17 protein-coding genes are annotated in these 18,357 nt (G+C 63.7%); 4 read left to right on the top strand and 13 right to left on the bottom strand.

Features of this window, described 5'->3' with window-relative positions; translation table 11 throughout:
* Window position 1 precedes the first annotated feature (1 nt).
* The 4 genes from NZN28_RS02830 to NZN28_RS02815 all read right to left on the bottom strand — a co-directional run bounded on the left by NZN28_RS02830 (window position 2) and on the right by NZN28_RS02815 (window position 3,332).
* Entirely contained in the window at window positions 2-745 is a 744-nt protein-coding gene (locus tag NZN28_RS02830) for a hypothetical protein (protein ID WP_295395258.1), read from the bottom strand.
* A 350-nt stretch (window positions 746-1,095) separates the two neighbouring features.
* Window positions 1,096-1,644: a class I SAM-dependent methyltransferase gene (locus tag NZN28_RS02825; RefSeq protein ID WP_295395257.1), complete on the bottom strand. Its 549-nt coding sequence runs from the start codon at window positions 1,642-1,644 to the stop codon at window positions 1,096-1,098.
* A 3-nt stretch (window positions 1,645-1,647) separates the two neighbouring features.
* Entirely contained in the window at window positions 1,648-2,349 is a 702-nt protein-coding gene (locus tag NZN28_RS02820) for a DUF475 domain-containing protein (protein WP_295395256.1), read from the bottom strand.
* Between the two features lie 23 nt (window positions 2,350-2,372).
* On the bottom strand, window positions 2,373-3,332 hold the full coding sequence (locus NZN28_RS02815; protein ID WP_295395255.1) for an alpha/beta hydrolase-fold protein: 960 nt from the start codon (window positions 3,330-3,332) through the stop codon (window positions 2,373-2,375).
* 178 nt (window positions 3,333-3,510) lie between these two features.
* Here NZN28_RS02815 and NZN28_RS02810 point away from each other — a divergent pair, with 178 nt between their 5' ends.
* Entirely contained in the window at window positions 3,511-4,686 is a 1,176-nt protein-coding gene (locus NZN28_RS02810; protein ID WP_295395287.1) for an amidase family protein, read from the top strand.
* A 537-nt stretch (window positions 4,687-5,223) separates the two neighbouring features.
* On the opposite strand, the gene NZN28_RS02805 is transcribed toward NZN28_RS02810, so the two are convergent.
* The 4 genes from NZN28_RS02805 to NZN28_RS02790 form a co-directional block, all read right to left on the bottom strand.
* Entirely contained in the window at window positions 5,224-5,910 is a 687-nt protein-coding gene (locus NZN28_RS02805; RefSeq protein ID WP_295395254.1) for a DsbA family protein, read from the bottom strand.
* Window positions 5,911-6,053: 143 nt separating this feature from the next.
* On the bottom strand, window positions 6,054-6,992 hold the full coding sequence (gene speE, locus NZN28_RS02800) for a polyamine aminopropyltransferase (protein WP_295395253.1): 939 nt from the start codon (window positions 6,990-6,992) through the stop codon (window positions 6,054-6,056).
* Window positions 6,993-7,080: 88 nt separating this feature from the next.
* Window positions 7,081-7,494: an S-adenosylmethionine decarboxylase family protein gene (locus NZN28_RS02795; RefSeq protein ID WP_295395252.1), complete on the bottom strand. Its 414-nt coding sequence runs from the start codon at window positions 7,492-7,494 to the stop codon at window positions 7,081-7,083.
* Between the two features lie 117 nt (window positions 7,495-7,611).
* Window positions 7,612-8,370, bottom strand: coding sequence for an alpha/beta hydrolase (locus NZN28_RS02790; RefSeq protein ID WP_295395251.1), 759 nt, complete (start codon window positions 8,368-8,370; stop codon window positions 7,612-7,614).
* Window positions 8,371-8,791: 421 nt separating this feature from the next.
* On the opposite strand from NZN28_RS02790, the gene hutH reads away from it, so the two are divergent.
* Complete coding sequence (gene hutH, locus NZN28_RS02785) at window positions 8,792-10,312, top strand: histidine ammonia-lyase (RefSeq protein WP_295395250.1); 1,521 nt, start codon at window positions 8,792-8,794, stop codon at window positions 10,310-10,312.
* A gap of 25 nt (window positions 10,313-10,337) precedes the next feature.
* Window positions 10,338-11,336, top strand: coding sequence for a tRNA-dihydrouridine synthase (locus tag NZN28_RS02780; RefSeq protein WP_295395249.1), 999 nt, complete (start codon window positions 10,338-10,340; stop codon window positions 11,334-11,336).
* On the opposite strand, the gene NZN28_RS02775 is transcribed toward NZN28_RS02780, so the two are convergent.
* The 3 genes from NZN28_RS02775 to greA form a co-directional block, all read right to left on the bottom strand.
* Window positions 11,269-12,054 carry a hypothetical protein gene (locus tag NZN28_RS02775; RefSeq protein ID WP_295395248.1) on the bottom strand — a complete coding sequence of 262 codons (786 nt, stop codon included), beginning with the start codon at window positions 12,052-12,054 and terminating at the stop codon, window positions 11,269-11,271. The genes NZN28_RS02780 and NZN28_RS02775 overlap by 68 nt on opposite strands.
* 57 nt (window positions 12,055-12,111) lie before the next feature.
* Window positions 12,112-12,972 (bottom strand): dihydrodipicolinate synthase family protein, encoded by an 861-nt coding sequence (locus tag NZN28_RS02770; protein WP_295395247.1) that lies wholly within the window; start codon window positions 12,970-12,972, stop codon window positions 12,112-12,114.
* Window positions 12,973-13,471: 499 nt separating this feature from the next.
* Window positions 13,472-13,951, bottom strand: a complete 480-nt coding sequence (gene greA, locus NZN28_RS02765; RefSeq protein ID WP_295395246.1) for a transcription elongation factor GreA — start codon at window positions 13,949-13,951, stop codon at window positions 13,472-13,474.
* 172 nt (window positions 13,952-14,123) lie between these two features.
* On the opposite strand from greA, the gene NZN28_RS02760 reads away from it, so the two are divergent.
* Complete coding sequence (locus NZN28_RS02760) at window positions 14,124-16,187, top strand: hypothetical protein (protein WP_295395245.1); 2,064 nt, start codon at window positions 14,124-14,126, stop codon at window positions 16,185-16,187.
* A gap of 344 nt (window positions 16,188-16,531) precedes the next feature.
* On the opposite strand, the gene kynA is transcribed toward NZN28_RS02760, so the two are convergent.
* Together kynA and kynU are read right to left on the bottom strand one after the other, a co-directional pair.
* Complete coding sequence (gene kynA / locus NZN28_RS02755) at window positions 16,532-17,368, bottom strand: tryptophan 2,3-dioxygenase (RefSeq protein ID WP_295395244.1); 837 nt, start codon at window positions 17,366-17,368, stop codon at window positions 16,532-16,534.
* On the bottom strand, window positions 17,368-18,357 hold a 990-nt coding region (gene kynU / locus NZN28_RS02750), incomplete at its 5' end, for a kynureninase (RefSeq protein WP_295395243.1). The genes kynA and kynU, both read right to left, overlap by 1 nt.

Below are 18,357 nucleotides of genomic sequence, written 5' to 3'. Positions count from 1 at the left end.
CTCAGACCCTGGTGGGCTTATTGTCCGGTGCAGCGGCCCTGGGCTTCTGGCTCATGGCCCAGATAGCGCCCAGCACCAGCACAACCAGGATAAAGAGCGAGAACTGGGCCTTGTCTATGCCCGTGACCCACTCGGGGCGGCCCAGGACTTCCTTGGCGAACTTGTCCCAGCCCCCGATGGCCAGCTTGACCCCGGCAAAGCCCACCACCGCAAAGGCCACCGCCTCGAAGCGGGGGTACTTCTCCAGCAAGCCCACAAACAGCACCGCCACAAAGCGCAGGGCCAGGATGCCAATAAATACGCCGGTGAAGATGATCCACAGCTTGTCCGAGAGCGCCACCGCCACCAGCACCGAGTCCACCGCAAAGGCCAGGTCGGCCAGCTCGATCTGGGCCACAATGCTCCAGAACTGGCGCGGGGTCACGGTGGTCAGGGTTTGCCCACTGTGTGGGCGCACTTCTTCTTTAGGCCCCCGTTTGCTGAAGTGCCGGATGGCGATGTAGAGCAGGTAAAGGGCCCCCAGGGCCTGAATCCACCAGAACTGAATTAGATACACCGCAAAAAGCAGGGCCAGGCCACGCAGAATGTAGGCCCCTGCGATGCCATAAAACAAGGCCCGTTGCCGCCAGGGCGGGGGTAGTTGCCTGACCATCACCCCCAGCACCATAGCGTTGTCGGCAGAGAGCACTGCCTCCAGGACAATCAGGATTCCAATGACGATCAGCGCTTGTCCAAGTTGTTCCATGGGCACCTCGCAGCCGTGGATGGGCCAAACAACACAAAACCACCACGGCCATTTCGTGTCGTGGTGGTCTCACCAGGGCAATGCGCCCAGATTAACCGGAAGCTTCTGCTTCGTATTGACGATTAATCAACCCTGTAAAGGGTGGCTACTCCCCAACCCGCCCGCAGGGTAGCACGCTTTTCCAGATGAAAAGCGCATGAGGCTACCATTTCGAGTGGGTAGAACGGGCCTCATGCCATTCTTGCTTGAACGCCCAGCACGCTGTACGGTGAGGCAGCGAACAGGGGCTTGCGGCCTCTCACTCCATCGTGTGTATCCCAGCAAGCGGCCCGTAGCCCCTGAAGCAGGCCTCAGACCGGCTTCTCCCAGACGGCCCAGGTGCGGTGGTGGCCGTCCATCCAGCCCTCGGCCCAGGCCCGCAAATGCAGGCCAGAGGGCGGGTGCAAGAGTTCGCCTGCCTGCCAGTAATGCGACGCCAGGCTGCCCCGGCGGGCGGCTTCCTGCACGGTGAAACCCTCCAGGAGCACCAGGCCTCCCGGCAGAAGGCGCTCGGTCAAGCGGGTAAGCAGGGGACGGTGCAGGAAGTACGAGTTGACCACGCTCGCAAAAGGGCCAGGGGGCAGGCTGGGGTCGGGGGCCTCGAGGTCGGCCTCCAGCGCCCAGATGCCCAGCCTGTGCCGGTTGGACTCGGCCTGGACAAACTCGAGGGCCACCCGGCTTTTCTCCAGCAAAAATACCGGATGCCCCCGCCTGGCCAGAAAAAAGGCGTTGCGCCCGGTGCCCCCGGCTAAGTCGAGCACCGGGCCTGCCGGAAGCCGGTGGGCATAGGCCGCCACCACAAAGGCGGGCTGGCTCAGGGGGGGCTGGTGCAGGTAGTGGGCATCCCAGTCTTTGGGCATGGGTCAGGACTCGGACGAACGGCGGAAGGCCCACAGGCTGCCCAGCACCAGGATGGCCAGGGTGATGCTCAGGAAGAACCCCTGCGGCAGGTGCAGCGCCAGCTCCGGGCGGTGCAGCCAGACCTCGCTGCCGTGCCCCCAGCCCTCCAGCATCAGCTTGAGCCCGGCCCAGCCCACCACCGCGTAGGCCACGGTCTCGAGCCGCGGATACCGCTCGATGATGGTGACCATGATGCCCGCGGCCAGCCGGATCAAGAGAATCCCGATGGCCACCCCGGTAAAAATCACCCAGAACTCGCGGCTGAAGGCAATCACCACCAGCACCGAGTCCACCGCAAAGGCCAGGTCAACCACGTTGATCATGATCACAGTGCGCCAGAAACTGGCCGCGGCGGCTTGTTGAACGCTGGCGGGGTCGGCGTTGCTGTGGCTTTGCCGCCGAAAGATGTGATTGACCGCCAGATAGACCAGGTAAAGCCCTCCCAGAAGCTGAATCCACCAGATCTGGATAATGACCGTGGCAAACAGCAAGGCCAGCCCGCGCAGCACGTAGGCCCCAATAATGCCGTAGAGCAGGGCCCTCGAGCGCAGGTGTTCCGGCAAGGGCCGCACCATCACGGCCAGCACCATGGCGTTGTCCACCGATAGAACGGCCTCGAGGGCCACAATGATTAGAATGGCTACAAAAGCCGAACCAAACTCCATAACCTAAAGCCTATCATCTGCCCTCAGTTTGCGAACAGGTACTGTAGGGCCGGGGCCAGCCCCTGCCGCCAGGTCATCCAGTTGTGGCCGGAGGGGCGTTCCAGGTAAGCGTGGGGGTAGCCCTTGTCGGCCAGCATGGCCGCAAAGCGGCGGTTGGGGGCCAGCAGCCACTCAATCTGGCCAGTTTCGCAATAGAAGCGCAGGGGCAGGGTATCGGCGGCAAGATACTGCTCGGTGAGCCACTCGGGGTCGTGGTACGAGTCGCCGCCATCGGGGGCTGCGGTCAGGCAGGCCGACTGGGTGGCTACCTTCTGGAACACCCCGGGATGGCGCAGCGCCAGCCAGCAGGAGACCAGCCCCCCCAGGCTGGCGCCCAGCAGGCCCCGTTCCGGGGTGGGGCCGTAGTGCGCCTCCACCGCCGGGATAACCTCGTTCAGTACGTGCTGCTCGTAGATGGGGCTGAACCAGTACTCGCGGCGGCGGTCTTCGGGTTCCAAAAAAACAATCCGCACGGGCCGGATTTCGCCCAACTCCAATAGCCCCTGGGCCACCTCAGCCAGCCTGGCGGTGCGGTAGTAGGCCACGCCGTCGTGCACGTACAGGGTGGACTGGGCGGGTTCTTGGGGGTTAAACACGTAGTAGCGGCGGGTGCTGCCAAAGGCTTTCGACTCCAGCCGGTGGCGGTGCACTTCTACCGGGCGGGAGGGTTGGTGCGGCGTGGTAAAGCGGAACCCCGGAAGTTCGATGGCCCTGGGGTAGCTCCACCAGGGGTTCTGGGCCTTGTGGGGGTTGTCGGGGTCGGGGAAAGGCTCGCGGTTGGCATCCAGAAAGGCATACTCGATGTAGGCACCGGCGGGGAACTCGAGGGTCAGCGGCCCGTCCAGGGGAATGGGTTTTCGGTCCCAGTCGGTAAAGTCGCCCACCAGGAACTTTGCCTGGGCAGGGGGGTGAAAGGTCACAGAACGGGGGTGTACCTCAACCATAACCGGCCTTCATTCTATGGTGTGCACGGTTGAAAGCCTCCCGACACTGTCCAGGGCAACCCTACGCGCCCCGGCCTTTTTCCGGAAAGCAGGGAACCGGGAAAAAAAGCATTCGGGTCGCAATGGGCAGGCGAAACAAAATGGGTGCGCTCGTTGGTAGGATGACGAGGTGAGCCCGATGCACGACAACTACGGAGCGGTGGTGGCCTGGGTGGAGTCCAGCCCGCTCAAGCCGGGGTGTGGCTCGCTGGCCGGACAGACCTTTGCCGCCAAGGATTTGTTCGATGTGGCCGGACTGCCCACCGCAGCGGGCAACCCCGATTTTGCCGAACGCTGGGGCCTTCCAACTCAGGATGCCTGGGCCGTGGCTGTGCTCAAGCAAGCGGGTGCGAGGCTGGTGGCCAAAACCCACACCCACGAACTGGCCTATGGCATGACCGGCATCAACCCCCACTTCGGCACGCCCGGAAACCCCAAGGTGCCGGGGGGAATTCCCGGCGGCTCCTCCTCGGGTTCGGCGGTCGCCGTGGCGGCGGGTCTGGTGCCGGTGGCGCTGGGCAGCGATACCGCCGGTTCGGTGCGGATTCCCGCCTCGCTGTGCGGGATATACGCCTATCGCCCTACCCACGGGGCCATTCCCACCCAGGGCGTGGTTCCGCTGGCCCCCAGCTTCGACACGGTGGGGCTGCTGGCGGCCAACCCAGGGGTGATGGAGCGCTTTGCCAGGGTTTTGCTGGCCGAGGCCCTGCCGGTGGTGGGGTTTGACCGGGCGGTGATTCTGCGCGATGCCCTCGAGCTGGCCACCCCGGAAGCCCAGAACGCCGTAGAACGCATCGCACGAAGGCTGGAAGCCCTGGGGCTGGCCATCCACGAGAAAAAGCTGGGCTTGCTGACCGAGGCGCGGGAGACCCAGCGGGTCTTGCAGGGGGCGCAGGCCTGGGGTTTTCACCAGGAGTGGCTCGTGGCGCGGCAGCCCCGCCTGGGCGAGGATGTGCGGCGGCTTCTGGAGATGGCCTCGAGGCTCACCCCCGGCGAAATCGGGCGGGCCCTTGGCGAGCAGGTGCGCCTGAAAGCCGAGATGGGTGCCTGGCTTTCGCCCGGAACGCTCGTAGTGTTGCCCGCGACCCCCAGTTCAGCCCCGTTGGTGAGCGAGCTGCAAGACCCCGAGAAAGCCCTGGCCTTCCGCTGGCGCACCCTCAGCCTGACCTGCTACGCCAGCCTGCTGGGCGCGCCGGTGGTCTCGGTGCCGGTTGAACAGCCAGGTGAAAAGCCCATCGGCGTGCAGCTGGTGGGGCCCTGGGGGAGCGATATGGGCTTGCTTGCGCTGTCGAACCGGCTATTGGGGCCACACTGAAGGTTATCCAGACTCGGGTATCCGAGTAAAAAAGGTGGGAGTGGGTGGTGGGTGGTATGCCAAATCTACGACGAGGTAACACCTATCGCGCTCTTCACAGACGTGACCGCCCAAGAAAACGAGAAAGGACAAAGAGACGTGCCTCACCCTGTGAGGCAGGCTTGTCTGCGTTGCGTCTGGGCAAAGACGCATGTGTTCGAGTTTCCAGGCCGCCACTGTTCTGTTCAGAACCAGGCTTTCTCGAACTCGAGTGGCTCATAAAATGTCAAGAGCGCTTTAGGCCTCGCTTTGAGGGGATTTGTGCTGTCATTCCGAGGAGCACGCAGTGCGACGAGGAATCTGATACTTACAGGGGTGGTGAATGCGGGGGACGGTAGCGCGTACGGATTCCTCGCTGCACTCGGAATGACACCTTACATAGCCCTATTCTGGCTTTAGGGGTCACTTTGAGGGGATTTGTTAGAACAGCTCTGGTGGGGTTGGCTTTCCATCGAACGACAAGAGACCAACTGCATCTAGCCCCACCCAAGCCGGGCGCTACGGCTTGGCGGGGCTGCTGGCGCCTCCTGGGTTGTTGCCGGGGGCTTGACCGGCCAGGGCCTTGTCGAGAATTTCGCGCCAGCTATCGTAAGAACGCTGGCCGGTGTACTTTTCACCGTTGACAAAGAAGCTGGGGGTGCCGGTCAGCCCCAGGTCGCTGGCCAGCTTCTGGTCGGCCAGCACCCCGGCCCTTTTTTTGCCCGACTTAAGGCATTCCAGGAAGGTTGCGGGGGCCATTCCAATCTGGCCTGCGAGGTCGGCGAAGTAGTTGTCCAGGGCTTCTCCGCTGAAGCTGGCCCACTGTGTTTGAGCCCGAAAAAGGGCTTCGTGGTATTCAACGTACAGGTTGTTGTCGGCGGCGCAGGCTGCGGCCTCGCCCGCCCGAATTACGTTTTCCTGCCCTCCAAAAGGAAAATCGCGGAAAATATAGCGAACTTTGCCGGTGTCTATGTAGTTCCGCTTGATGAGGGGAAATACATCGTTGGAATGGTCACGGCAGTGCCCGCAAAGGTAGTTGGAAAAGTCCACCACAGTCACCTTGGCATCGGGGTTGCCGATGACAAAGCGGGCCCCTTGGGTTGCATCGGTGGCCCCTGCAGAAGGTTGAGGTCTGAGCACCAGGAACAAAACCGCGGCTACGACGATTGCCAGGAGCGCAACGGCAACAAAAAGGGTCCTTTGCATGCTTTAGATTCTAGTGCTTGTGGATGAAAAAGTGCAGAAGCTGCCCTGAGCAAGCGGAGAAGCTCACTGCGGAAGGCACGGGGGCCAATGATAGCGTATTTTTTCGGCAACAATGCCACCGCACCTCGCCATGTTTTCGCTGGTCAACTGCTTGACTGACGGGCCTCGCCCTCCTCGGTCAGCCAGAAGGGCTGGGCATCGCGGGAGACCATTTTTTCGGCGGCGATGGCTTCTTTAAGGTCTTTGGGTAGAACGAACATGGCCTCGATGAAGGGGGCCTCGAGGTGCCTGAGCGGAAGCTTTCGCTCCAGAATACGGGCTTCCAGGATACCCTCGCTCAGTCCGGTTATGTCCACCGCGTCCGAGGCCACGATGAAGCCAAAATTCAGCATGAAGCCCGGAATGTAGTTGTGGTAGCTGCGGGTGTGCTTGAAGACTTGCTTGACCGTGTTGTGCACCACGGGGTGCATCTTGTGGTGGGTAAGCAGGATCATGCCCGCCTGCATCGCCATCAGGCCGCCAGGGTTGAGACGGCGCTTAATCAGCTCGTAAAACTCAACCGTGAAGAGCATTCGGGCTGGGTTGTCCTCGCCTATTGGGTCGTTCAGATCCACAATAATCACGTCGTAGGTGTCGGGGTGGTTCTCCAGCCAGGCCCTGGCGTCTTCGGTGATGATTTCGGCCCGGGGATCGTCAAAAGCGCCCTGGTGCCACTCGGGTAGAAGGGTGCGGGCCATCTGCACCAGCTCGTCATCAATATCACACATAACCGCTTTTTCGACGCTGGGGTGCCGCAAAACTTCGCGCAGGGTGGCGCCCTCCCCACCGCCTACGATGAAAACCGAGCGGGGGTTGGGGTGGGCCAGCAGGGCCGGGTGCACCAGGGTTTCGTGGTAGATGTACTCGTCGCGCTCGGTGGACTGCACATCTTTGTCCAGCACCAATACCTTGCCAAAGGCGCCGGTCTCGAAGATGAAGTAATCCTGGAATCGGGTGCGCCCGGCGGCCAGCACCTTGTCCATGCGGCGGTAGATGGCCTCGTAGGGGGTGACTTGCTCGAGGTAGTACATTCCGTATTCCATCGTTCCTCCAGGGAAGATAAGGTTGGGTTCTGAAGCTGGCCAAGAAAACCAGTTGGTAAACTGGGCTAAACCCTCTACACCTTGGGGCTCATGCCGGTTCTCGCTTGGAGTTGTCCGGGGCCTGGGTTCTGCGCTTGATGGGGTGTTCTCCCCCTCGCCAGAAGCGGAAGGCCGACTCTTCTCGGGCGCCAAAAGCTCGAGCCAGCCCGCGCAAAACCGATTCGGGGTCGGCTTCGGGTTTGTAAAAGTAAAGGTCGAGGGCTGCCGAGGCGTCATCCTCGGGCCAGGTGTGTATCATAACAGCTGCCACCGGCGAGAGAATCGCCGCTGAGAGACCCTGGGGGTAGAACTTGTACACCGTAGCTTGCACGCTTCCAGAGGGAGCCCCCAGTTTGATAACGGCATCCCTGAGCGCAACCTCCACCAGTTTGGCGTTTTCCAGCACTTCCAGGTTGCAGCCATAAATCTCAGCAACCCAGCGGCCTCCGGAAATGGCTGTCACGGCTTTTTATAGTAGCACACCCCGAGGGCTTGGCGAAAATTGCATAAATCCTGGTTGCGCCCCCTTCAACCTGCGCCCCTGTGTGAAGAGCGCACCAACCCGAAGAGCGCACCAACCCTACGGAATGTTTTGCAGGAAATCTTCGACCAGCTTCAGCACCAGGGGCTCCTGCTCCCGGTGGGGGACGTGGCCACAATTTTGCAGCACCTCCATGCGCGCAGGGCCCTGCACCCCTTTTACGATTCGCGATGGAAAAGCCACAGAGCCATACTCGTCGCGGTCGCCATGAAGGGCCAGCACGGGGCAACGCACCCTGGGCAGGCAGACTTCCAGCGTCCAGCCCCGAAACGCAGGCGAGAGCCAGACCCCCGTCCAGGCCTCCAGCACCCAGCGGGCTTTTCCGCCGTGCCAGCGGGTGAGCCGGGCGAACTGGGCAGGGTCTTCAAAGTTGGTTTGGGCAGTCCGAATGCCCTCCAGGGTACGTTCCTCCACGAACGCCTGGGCGGCCTCGGTAATGACCGCGCGGCAGCGATTGGGCCGATGGGCCGCAATGCATATGGCCATCGCACCTCCCACGCTGTGCCCGAAGAGGATATACTCGTCAAGCTTTAGCTGCTCGGCAATGGCCGGAAAGTAGAGCCGGGCTTCCTCGAGGATGAAAGCCGTGGAAGGCTGTTCATGGCGCGGTGAGGACTGTCCAAAACCCAGGCGGTCGTAGGCCCAGACGGTTCGTCCGGTTGCCTGGGCCAGGGCCTCCGGAAACCCCCGCCAGAGTTCCACCGAGCCCAGCGAGTCGTGCAGTAAAACGATGGGGGCCAGGTTTTGACGGCCCATGTTCCACTGCCGCACAAAAACCTGGCCGCCCGGAACTTCCACAAGGGTATCTTTTATGCGAGGATGCTCCACAGGAGCCTCGAGTGTACCAAATAGTGTGGACAGGATGGCCCTGGAGCCCCTTGCCTGCTGTGCCAGAAGAGTATGGCCAACCTTCGGTGTACAACCGACCTCGAACGATTCTCGAGCTGAGGGTGGGTCGTTGTCGGTGGGCCACCGCCACCTACCGCCGCTTCCGAAGTTTGTAAAGTGCTCAAGCCAGGAGGGTATCAACTCAATGGCAGCTAGACGAGCGCGGGCGTTTCGTCTTTGGTTTTCGCTCCCTGGCCAGAAGTACGAGCCTCTGCCCATCGAAGCTCCGAGGACCCGGACAACCCAACACAGGCCACTGCGCTTCTACAAGCAAAGCCCAGCGTGGCCCATTCTCGAGGTTTCGTTGGCGTACCATGCAAAAAGGTGAAACATGCTGGAACTCGACTTTCAACTGAATCTGCCGGACTTCCGCCGGGTCGTTCGTCAAAAAGAGCCCGTTGGGCTTTCCGACGCGGCGCGAAAACGGGTTGAAGGGTGCCGTGCCTTTGTGGATACCCTGGTGCGACAGGGAGAGCCGGTCTATGGCCTCAACACCGGCTTCGGCAAGCTGGCCTCGGTGCGCATTGCGCGTGGCGACCTGAAACTCTTGCAGCGCAACCTGCTCCTGTCCCATGCCATCGGGGTGGGGGAGCCTTTCCCCGTCGAGGTGGTGCGGGGGATGCTCCTGCTCAGGGCCCAGAGTCTGGCCCTGGGCTACTCCGGGGTGCGGGTGGAGGTGGTGGAGCGGCTCTTATGGTTCCTCAACCAGGACATCCTGCCGGTGGTGCCCTCCCAGGGCTCGGTGGGGGCCTCGGGCGACCTGGCCCCCCTGGCCCATATGTGCCTGCCGCTGATTGGCGAGGGGGAGGTGCTCCATAAAGGGCGGGTGCGGCCTGCGGGGGAGGTGCTGCGGGAATATGGGGTGGCGCCGCTGGAGCTCGAGGCCAAAGAGGGCCTGGCCCTTATTAATGGCACCCAAGCCATGACCTCCCTGCTGGCCCTCCTGCTCCTGGACGCCGAGGTGCTGCTCAAAACCGCCGATATTGCGCTGTCCATGAGCGTGGAGGCCCTCAAGGGAAGCCACCGGCCCTTCGACGAGGCGGTGGCGAGGCTCCGCCCCCACCCGGGGTTGAGCGCCAGCAGCGCCAACGTGCGCAAGCTGCTGCAAGACTCCGAGATTATGCGCTCGCACATCGACTGCGACAAGGTGCAGGACGCCTACAGCCTGCGGGCCGCCCCCCAGGTGCACGGGGCCAGCCGCGATGCCCTTTCGCACGTGCGGGAGGTGGTGCTCCGGGAGATGCAGAGCGTGACCGACAACCCCCTGGTGTTGCCCGAAGAGGGGCGCACCCTCTCGGCGGGCAACTTCCACGGCCAGCCCCTGGCCCTGGCCGCCGACTACGCCGGCATCGCCCTGGCCGAGCTGGCCAACATCGCCGAGCGGCGCATCGAGCAGATGCTGAACCCGGCGCTCTCGGGCCTGCCGGCCTTTCTGGCCGAGGGCAGCGGCCTGAACTCGGGGCTGATGATCAGCCAGTACACCGCCGCCGCGCTGGTCAGCGAGAACAAGGTACTGGCCCACCCGGCCTCGGTGGACTCGATTCCCACCAGCGCCAACCAGGAAGACCACGTCTCGATGGGCACCATCGCCTGCCGCAAGGCCCGCAGCATCTTCGAGAACACCCTCTGGGTGCTGGCCATCGAGCTGGCCTCTGCGGCCCAGGCCCTCGACTTCCACGCCCCTCTGCGGCCCGGCAGGGGGGTGGAGGCAGTCTGGCGGCGCATCCGGCAGGAGATTCCCCACCTGGACCGCGACCGCTACCTGAAGCCCGAGCTGCTCAGGCTGTGCGAGCTGATTCGCACGGGGGAGCTGGTGGCGGTGGCCGAGCAAGCCGTGGGTGCGTTGGTGTAGGGCAAGCCCTTATACTGTGCAGGTTGTGGTTGCGACGGCAACGCCCAAGACCCCCTTTTACCGGGAGATGCTCCGGAGCCCCAGGGCCGTGCTGGCCCCCATGGCCGGCTATACCGACGCGCCCTTTCGGCGGCTGGCCCTGGAACACGGGGCGGCCTGGACGGTCAGCGAGATGGTGCTGGCCCGGGGGTTATTGGCCGGCGAGCGCAAATCCACCGAGCTGGGGGCGCCTTATCCGGGGGAGCCCAACCTGGTGGTGCAGCTTTTTGGCGACGACCCCGAGGTTTTGCGCGATGCCGCCGCCAAAGCCGAGGCGCTCTTTTCGCCGGTGGCGCTGGACCTGAACATGGGCTGCCCCGCGCCCAAGCTGGCCGGGCGGGGCGGGGCCTGTTTGCTGCAAACCCCTGAGCGGGCCTTTGAGCTGGTGCGGGCCATGCGGCAGGGGACGGGCCTCGAGGTCAGCGCCAAGATTCGCCTGGGCTGGGACGAAGACGGGAGCCTGGAGGTGGCCCAGGGCCTGGAGGCCGCCGGGGTGGCCCTTATCACCGTGCACGGGCGCACCAGCCGCCAGCGCTATGCGGGGCTGGCCAACTGGGAGGCCATTGGCCGGGTGGCCCAGGCTGTGCGGGTGCCGGTGCTGGGTTCGGGCGATGTGACTACGTGTGAGGGATTTTTCCAGCGCCTCGAGACTGGCGTGGCCGGGGTCATGATTGGCCGGGGCGCGGTAGGCAACCCCTGGATTTTTCGGCAGATTGCCTCAGGCACACCTGCCCCGACCCTCCAGGAGCGCATCCAGACTGCGCTGCGACACGCAGAGCTCAATGTGCAGTGGTACGGCGAGTTCAATGGCCTTCGCCAGCTTCGCAAGGTACTCTACCGCTATTTCCCGGCAATCCCAGCACTCCATCCCGTGCTCAAACAGGTGTCCACCCTCAGGGAACTGCGGCAAGCCCTGCTCAGCGCAGAAGTCCCTGAAGCACCTGGGCGACCGAGCGCTCCAGAATACCCGGAATGCGGGCGCTGAGGCCCAAATCCACACTCACGCCGCCCACGCCCGGCAGCCCCGAGAGCGAAAGACGCAACTCGCCCCGGTTGCGTCCGTTGGGGCCCAAGCCCAGGTTGAGCGCACTCTCGGCCACGCTGCGTCCGCCGACCAAAATACGCAGGGGGCCTTCCAGGGTAAAACCGATGGGGTTGGGGTTCTCCACCTCCAAGACCAGCCGGATGGCCAGCCCCTCCAGGCGAATCTCGGCCAGCCGAATGATTGGAAGCTGGAAAGAAAACTGAATGCGCACATCGCGGTCGACCAGGGTTACAGGCCCAATCGGCACCACCGCCGGGCCCAGTTGAACCCGCAACTCACCCAACAGACGAAAACGGGTGCTCTGTCCGCCCACCAGGCTGGCCAGGGCGCGGGTGCCCTCCACGATGGGCACCACCAGGCGGGTGCTGGTGTCGCGGCTGGCGCCTGAGGGGATTTCCAGGGCGGGTAGGGTCAGGCGAAACTGCGAGCCCCCCAGCTCTGCCGTCAGGGTGCTGTCCAGCAGGGGCAGGGTGAAGCCGTTGGGGTTGGTCAGGCGCAGGCGCACGTCAAACTCGCCCCGCCCGCTGAAGGGGTCAATGGAAACCAGGTTGAACTGCAACAGCTCGACCTGCGGGGCCTGGGGCCGCACGGCCTGCGGCACGCAAGCGCCCAGTGCGAGAGCCAGACCCAACCATACCCACAGTGAGATGCCCTTCATGGTTTCCTCCAAACCGAGCTTACCGGATGCCTGTGCGCAGGTGCGGTTATTTCAACCTTATCCCACCGTCCAGCCCCGGGCCCTGAACTCTTCCAGGAGGGGCTTGAAGGCCGGCCAGACCGGGCTTTCGCTGGGGTAAGGGGGGCGGGGGTAGCCCCCGGGCAGACCCAGATGGCGCAGGGCCTGCTTGAGCAGCACAAAGCCGCCCTGGGCCAGCACCCGGCCAAAGGGCTCGACCTCCGCTTGCAGGGCCTGGGCCTCGGCGACCTTGCCGGCCTGCCAGAGCGTTAGCATCTCTTTGTAGGGTTTGGGGGCCAGGTTGGAAACGGCCAGGATGCCCCCCTTGGCGCCCAGACCCAGGGCCCCCAGGAAGGTGGGGGCATGGCCGGTGTAGAGCTCGAGGGCCAGTTTTTGCGAGGCGTAGAAGGCCATGCGGGCCAGCTCCCCGCTCGAGTCCTTGAGGCCCCCAATGTTGGGGTGCTTGGAAAGCTCGGCCACCACCGGCAGGGGCAGCGGGGCTTTGGTGTTGGCCGGCACATGGTAGAGCCAGACCTCGGCCTTGCCCATGTCGGCGATGCCCCCGAAATAGCGCAACAAGCCATCGTTGCCCAGGTTGGCCTCGTAGTAGCGGGGGGGCGTGACCAGCACCCTGGCCTTCAAGTGTTCGGCCTCACCCAGAGCAATGGCCGCCTGGGCCAGGGTTTCTTCCATCAAGCCCACCATGGCAGGCTTCTGGGGGGTCTGGACAGCCAGCCCCGCGGCCCGCTCCTCGCGGGTTAGATGAACGCCTTCGCCGTTGGAACCGTAAAACAGCAGCCCATCCACATGGGGTTCGATGGCCTGGGCGAGGTCGCGAAAGGCTTCCGCATCGAGGTGTCCGCTCTGATCGAAAGGGGTGGGGAGAGGGGGGATGATCATGGTTCGGCGTTCCTTTGGGTCAAAACCAGGTGATTTTATCGCATGAAGGCTGCCCGGCACCAGGCGGGCTCGAGCCGGGGTGGCGGGAAGTCCACTTGCAGCCTTTAGACCCGATTCGGAGCAAGACCAGCCTGAGGTTCAAAGGCAACTTTGTGTGGGGTGGGTGCCTCCACCGGCTGCCAAGCCCTGCTTCCTGCCTCAACGCCCTATTTGCAGAGGCTCGAGCCAGGTTGGAATAAGCCGGCCACCGAACCGCCTGGTTGGCTCCGGTGTGCCATCAGAGTGCTCTTCACTGATGAGCCATTCGAGTTCGAGAAAGCCTGGTTCTGAACAGAACCGTAGCCGCCTGGAAACTGGAAAACATGCGTCTTGGCCCAGACGCAACGCAGACACTTGTCCCTTCTCGTTTTCGTGGGCGGCTACGTCTGTGAAGAGCGCGAAAAAGGGGCTAAAACTTGCGAGTGGCCTGTACACGGGTGAATCGGCCCATGGCAGCGTGCTAGGCGTACACCAGATCCACCACAACGTAGGTCTGGCTGCCCTTGGGGCTTTTGACCTGCACCTCGTCCCCCACTTTTTTGCCCATCAGGGCCTGACCCAGGGGCGACTCGTTGGAAATCTTTCCGCTGAATACGTCGGCCTCGTGGCTGCCGACCATGGTGACGCTCATGCGCTGGCCGGTGGAGGTCTCGAGCTCGACCGTCACCCCGATTTGCACTTCAGTGGGAACCCCGTTGCCGGACTCGACAATCTGCACCCGGCTCAGAATGTCCTCGAGCTCGGCAATTCGGCTGTTGTTCTGCCACATGGCCCGTCGGGCTTCATCGTAGCCAGCATTTTCGCGCAGGTCGCCCTCGGCGATGGCCCGGCCCATTTCGTCGGCGATTTGCTGGACTTTTTCGGTCTTCAGGTAGGCAAGCTCCTGCTCGAGCCTCGCTTTGCCCTCAGCGGTCAGGTACACCGGCTTTTTCTCTGACATTCAACAAAACCTCCAAGGGTCTACAAACCGTAGACCTTTGCCTCAGTATAGTACAAGGCTCGCCTGGGCGGCTTCTGCTGCAACATTTGGCCTTGGCTGGCCTGCTGGATGGGGGAAGTTGCAGGAGGGCGCCCTGCCGAGACCTCGCCTGGCAGTGGAATAAAATGGCCCTATGCGATGGATGGTGGGCGTTCTCCTGTTTGGCGTGACGCTGGCCCAGAGCCTGACCGCGCCGCCCGAGGCTCAGGTTGGGCAGCCAATGGAAATTCGCGGGGCAGACTTCCCCCCAGGCCGCTACACCCTCAAGATTGCCTCGGATGCCACAACGACCGAGGTGGACCTCGAGACCTTCAACGGCAGCGTCGCCACAACCTGGACACCCCCTGCGGAAGGGTTGTACCGGATTAGCATCCGGGTAGGGGAACGCACGGTGGAGGCGCAGACACGCGTGCAGGCCGTCCCCTCTGGGCCTCCCTCGGTGGGCCCAGCCCAACCTTCTGCACCGGCTCGGCCTGAGCTGGCCCTGCCCACCCTGGGGCCCGAGGGATTGGTGCTGGGCGACTGGAAGCTGCCGCTCAAAGGGCAATGGATTGGCCCCAAGCGTCTGGGTCAGCGTGCTTTTATTGCCCGGGGGCCGCTGGTGCTCGAAATAGACCTGCTCAACCCCAGGGTGGTGGCCCAGCACTACCCGCCGGGTGAGGTGCAGGCCCTGGAGGCCGATGCCGAACTAACGGTGCTGCTCGAGGACGGACGGCGGCTGGCCCTGAGCGCTTTTGCGGGAAAACCCTACGAGGGCCGGTGGGAAAGCCTGGCGGTAATCCGGGAATACTTCGAGACCCTGAGCGCAACAGGCAGCCCAGCGCAAGACCAGAGCCCGGACACCAACCGCCCCTACTGGTACTACTTCAGCCGACCGGTTGGCAGCATCGGCCCTGCCGACCTCGCGGCGGTGGGGCGGGACCTGCTCCAGCGCTCCCACCGCCCCGAGCTGGCCTGGGGCCAGGGTGTGATGCAGTGGCTCCAGCCCTGGCTGATGCAGGTCAAAGCGGCCCGCGCCCAGGGCCTGGAGCAGAGCCTGGCCTGGTCGGACTTTTTCCTCAAATATCTACCCCAGCTACCGGGTGCAGAGGCCATGCTGTGGGAGCAGGTGGGCTGGCTCGAGGCCCAGGGCCGCCCCGACCTGGGCGCCCGCTACCGCGAGGCCCTGCGCCAGGTGAAGAGCTGGCAAAACCCCCTGACCTCCAGCACCATGGCCACCGCCACCTGGGCTTTGCTGGGGCTGTACGCCCTGATGTTGCTCTACCTGACCCTGATGTACCTGCCGGCCCAGCTGCGCGGCCTGCGCCCCAGCGGGGGCTGGCTGCTTGGCTGGCTGAGGCATCCCCTGCTGCGCCTGCGGCATAGCGTACTGGCCTACACCTCGGTTGGCGAGCGCACCTTGCTGCTCTTTTTATTTTTGCTGGCCGCAATGGCCCTGCTTGGCTGGGGCCTGATGGCCCGCTCCGAAGCGCTTCTCGCCCAGGACAGCCTGACCCGTGGTACCCTGCGCTCGAGCGCAGCCCAGGAAACCTTGCGCAGCCTTGCCAATTCTGCGCCCTTGCAGGGTCTGCTGGCGTATGCCCTGAGCAAAGAGAACCCAGCGGAGGCCCAGCGGCTTTACGCAGCGGCCCCCTCCTGGACGTATGTCTTGCTGGGGCGCGGGACGCCCGAGGCCCTGGCGCAGGCCTACCGGCGGGCGCCCGCCTCGGCAGTTGTGCAGGAGACCCTGGGCATCGGCGGCGACTTCTGGAGCTCGGTCTACCGCGAGGCCGGGGTGGTGCGTGAGGCAGTCCCAACCCCACGGATTATCGCTGCTACAATCGGCCTGGGAGGGCTACAGGGTCTTGTGACCGACTTTGTGGCAGCCTGGCGCGACCTGCCCATCTGGCCCAGTGCCCTGTGGGCCTGGACGATTGCCTTTGTGATCCTCCTGTTCACCCTGTATCACATCCTGTGCTTCTTCCTGCCAAGGCCTCAGGGAGTGGCGGGCAACCTGGCCTGGCGGCGCGCGGTTCAGCTTCTGTTTCCGGGAAGCCCCACCTACAGCCAGGGCTGGGGTCTATTGGTGCTGCTGGCCTTGGTGGGCGCTTTGTGGTTGTGGCGTTTGGGAAGCGCCTGGGGCGTGGTGATGGCCATTGTGGCGCTGGGGGTTCATCTTTTGCTCTGGTTTTTGCTGGTCTATAGGGGGGCCAGGTAATACCAGGGTCGGTGAGCTAGAGCGTTCTTCACATGTTGTGAGCCATTCGAGTTCGAGAAAGCCTGGTTCTGAATAGAACAGTGGCCGCCTGGAAACTCGAAAACATGCGTCTCGGCCCAGACGTATTTTCGTTTTCGTGGGCGGCCACGTCTGTGAAGAGTGCGATAATGTCCAGAGCGTTTTAGCGTGGCCTCATACCATGGCTGCCATACCGGCTTGCAAGGTGGGGGAGTGGTCTGGCAGCGAGCAAGGGGCTGGGGTAGGGGGTGGGCGCTGGAGGCCCACTCACCACCCACCCTCACCTGCTGCATCTTTGAAAGTGGCTTGTTTGCCTGGAGTTGGAATCAGAGGTCGGTGCGAACCTGCCACAGCTCCGGAAACAGCACAATCTCCAGGGCTCGCCGAAGGTAAGGCACGCCGGCGGTTCCCCCGCTGCCCTGCTTATGGCCGATGATGCGCTCCACGGTGGTCAGGTGGTTGAAGCGCCAGCGGCGGAAGTTGTCCTCTACATCCACCAGCTTCTCGGCCAGGTAGTAAAGCTCCCAGTGCTGCTCGGGGTGGCGGTAGACCTCGAGCCAGGCCGCCCGTACCTGCGCATCGGGCTGGTGGGGCTGCGAATAATCCCGCTTCAGCACCCGCTCGGGAATATCCAGCCCTCTGGCCGCAACCAGGTGCAGGGCGATGTCGTAAAGGCTCGGCGCTTGCAAGGCCTCTTCCAGAAGCCGATGGTGTTCGGGGCGGTGCTGGTGCGGGCGCATCATGAAGGGCTGCTTGTTCCCAAACAGGAACTCGATCAGCCGGTACTGGTGCGACTGAAACCCCGAAGCCCGCCCGAAAGAGGCACGGAACTGCAAGTAATCGGAGGGGGTCATGGTTTTGAGCACCTCCCAACTGGCCGCCATCTGTTCCTGGGCACGGCAGACCCGGGTTAGCATCTTCAGGGCCGGGTCTACATGACCCTGCTTCAGCAGGTTCATGGCGCTGGTCAGCTCGTGAATCATCAGCTTCATCCAGAGCTCCTGCACCTGATGAATCACGATGAAGAGCACCTCGTCGTGGGCCTGGGTGAGGGGGCGCTGGGCCGAGAGCACCTGATCCAGCATCAGGTAGTCGCCATACGACAGGTTCTGCTGGAAGTCGGTGTGGGCCTGGAGGTAGGTTTCATCCTGGGGGCGGTTCATCAGGTCACCTTGGCCCGCTGCTGGAAGCGGGCCTCTTTCCAGAGTTCCTGCTGCATCACGCGCTCGAGCCGCTTAACTGCCTCCCACACATCGGCAAAGCGCAGGTAGAGGGGCGTGAAGCCAAAGCGCACGATATCGGGGGCGCGGAAGTCGCCGATGACCCCCTGGCTGATCAGGGCCTGCATGACGGCGTACCCCTCGGGGTGGCGATACGAGACCTGGCTGCCGCGCTGGGCGTGCGCCCTGGGCGTGACCAGCTCAAAGCCATAGCGGGTGGCCAGCGGGGTCATGAGCTCGATGAACAGGTCGGTGAGCTTCAGCGACTTTGCCCTGACCGCTTCCAGGTCTACCCCGTCGAAGACCTCGAGGGCCGCCTCCAGTGCGCTCATCGAGAGCACCGCCGGGGTGCCCACGGTGAGCCGCCGGATATCTTCGGCGGGCTCGTACGCAGGCACGAAGGCGAAGGGGGCCTGGTGGCCCATCCAGCCCGAGAGAAAGGGGAAGGTGTGGGGCTGATGCCGCCGGGCCACAAACAAGAAGGCGGGGGCGCCGGGGCCGCCATTCAGGTATTTGTAGCCACAGCCCACCGCAAAATCCACCCCGTGTCGGTTCAGGTGCACCGGAAAGGCCCCCGCGCTGTGGGCCAGGTCCCAGATGACCAGAGCCCCCATTGCATGGGCCTGCTGGGTAAGCCGGGCCATGTCGTAGCGGTAGCCGGTGCGGTAGTCCACCTCGGTCAGCATCAGCACTGCGGTCTGGAGGTCGAGCGCGGCCTCGAGTTCGTCCTTCTTCACAAAGCGCAGCTCCAGGCCGCCCAGCAGGGCCGAGACCCCCTGGGCAATGTAGAGGTCGGTAGGGAAGTTGTCCACGTCCGAGACCACCACCCTGCGCTCCGGTCGCAGCCGGAGGGCAGAGAGCAGCACCTTGAAGAGGTTGACCGAGGTCGAGTCGGCCACCACCACCTCCTCGGGCTCGGCCCCAATCAGGCG

It is taken from the genome of Meiothermus sp., from assembly GCF_025056915.1.
In the GTDB taxonomy this organism is placed as follows: Bacteria; Deinococcota; Deinococci; order Deinococcales; family Thermaceae; genus Meiothermus.
This window is presented reverse-complemented; position numbering and strand designations above follow the sequence as displayed.

What these genes read in the sequence shown, in the direction of transcription:
- NZN28_RS02830 (WP_295395258.1), bottom strand. Translation starts at nt 745, where the DNA reads ATGGAACAACTTGGACAAGCGCTGATCGTCATTGGAATCCTGATTGTC.
- NZN28_RS02825 (WP_295395257.1), bottom strand. Translation starts at nt 1,644, where the DNA reads ATGCCCAAAGACTGGGATGCCCACTACCTGCACCAGCCCCCCCTGAGC.
- NZN28_RS02820 (WP_295395256.1), bottom strand. Translation starts at nt 2,349, where the DNA reads ATGGAGTTTGGTTCGGCTTTTGTAGCCATTCTAATCATTGTGGCCCTC.
- NZN28_RS02815 (WP_295395255.1), bottom strand. Translation starts at nt 3,332, where the DNA reads ATGGTTGAGGTACACCCCCGTTCTGTGACCTTTCACCCCCCTGCCCAG.
- NZN28_RS02810 (WP_295395287.1), top strand. Translation starts at nt 3,511, where the DNA reads ATGCACGACAACTACGGAGCGGTGGTGGCCTGGGTGGAGTCCAGCCCG.
- NZN28_RS02805 (WP_295395254.1), bottom strand. Translation starts at nt 5,910, where the DNA reads ATGCAAAGGACCCTTTTTGTTGCCGTTGCGCTCCTGGCAATCGTCGTA.
- speE (WP_295395253.1), bottom strand. Translation starts at nt 6,992, where the DNA reads ATGGAATACGGAATGTACTACCTCGAGCAAGTCACCCCCTACGAGGCC.
- hutH (WP_295395250.1), top strand. Translation starts at nt 8,792, where the DNA reads ATGCTGGAACTCGACTTTCAACTGAATCTGCCGGACTTCCGCCGGGTC.
- NZN28_RS02775 (WP_295395248.1), bottom strand. Translation starts at nt 12,054, where the DNA reads ATGAAGGGCATCTCACTGTGGGTATGGTTGGGTCTGGCTCTCGCACTG.
- NZN28_RS02770 (WP_295395247.1), bottom strand. Translation starts at nt 12,972, where the DNA reads ATGATCATCCCCCCTCTCCCCACCCCTTTCGATCAGAGCGGACACCTC.
- greA (WP_295395246.1), bottom strand. Translation starts at nt 13,951, where the DNA reads ATGTCAGAGAAAAAGCCGGTGTACCTGACCGCTGAGGGCAAAGCGAGG.
- NZN28_RS02760 (WP_295395245.1), top strand. Translation starts at nt 14,124, where the DNA reads ATGCGATGGATGGTGGGCGTTCTCCTGTTTGGCGTGACGCTGGCCCAG.
- kynA (WP_295395244.1), bottom strand. Translation starts at nt 17,368, where the DNA reads ATGAACCGCCCCCAGGATGAAACCTACCTCCAGGCCCACACCGACTTC.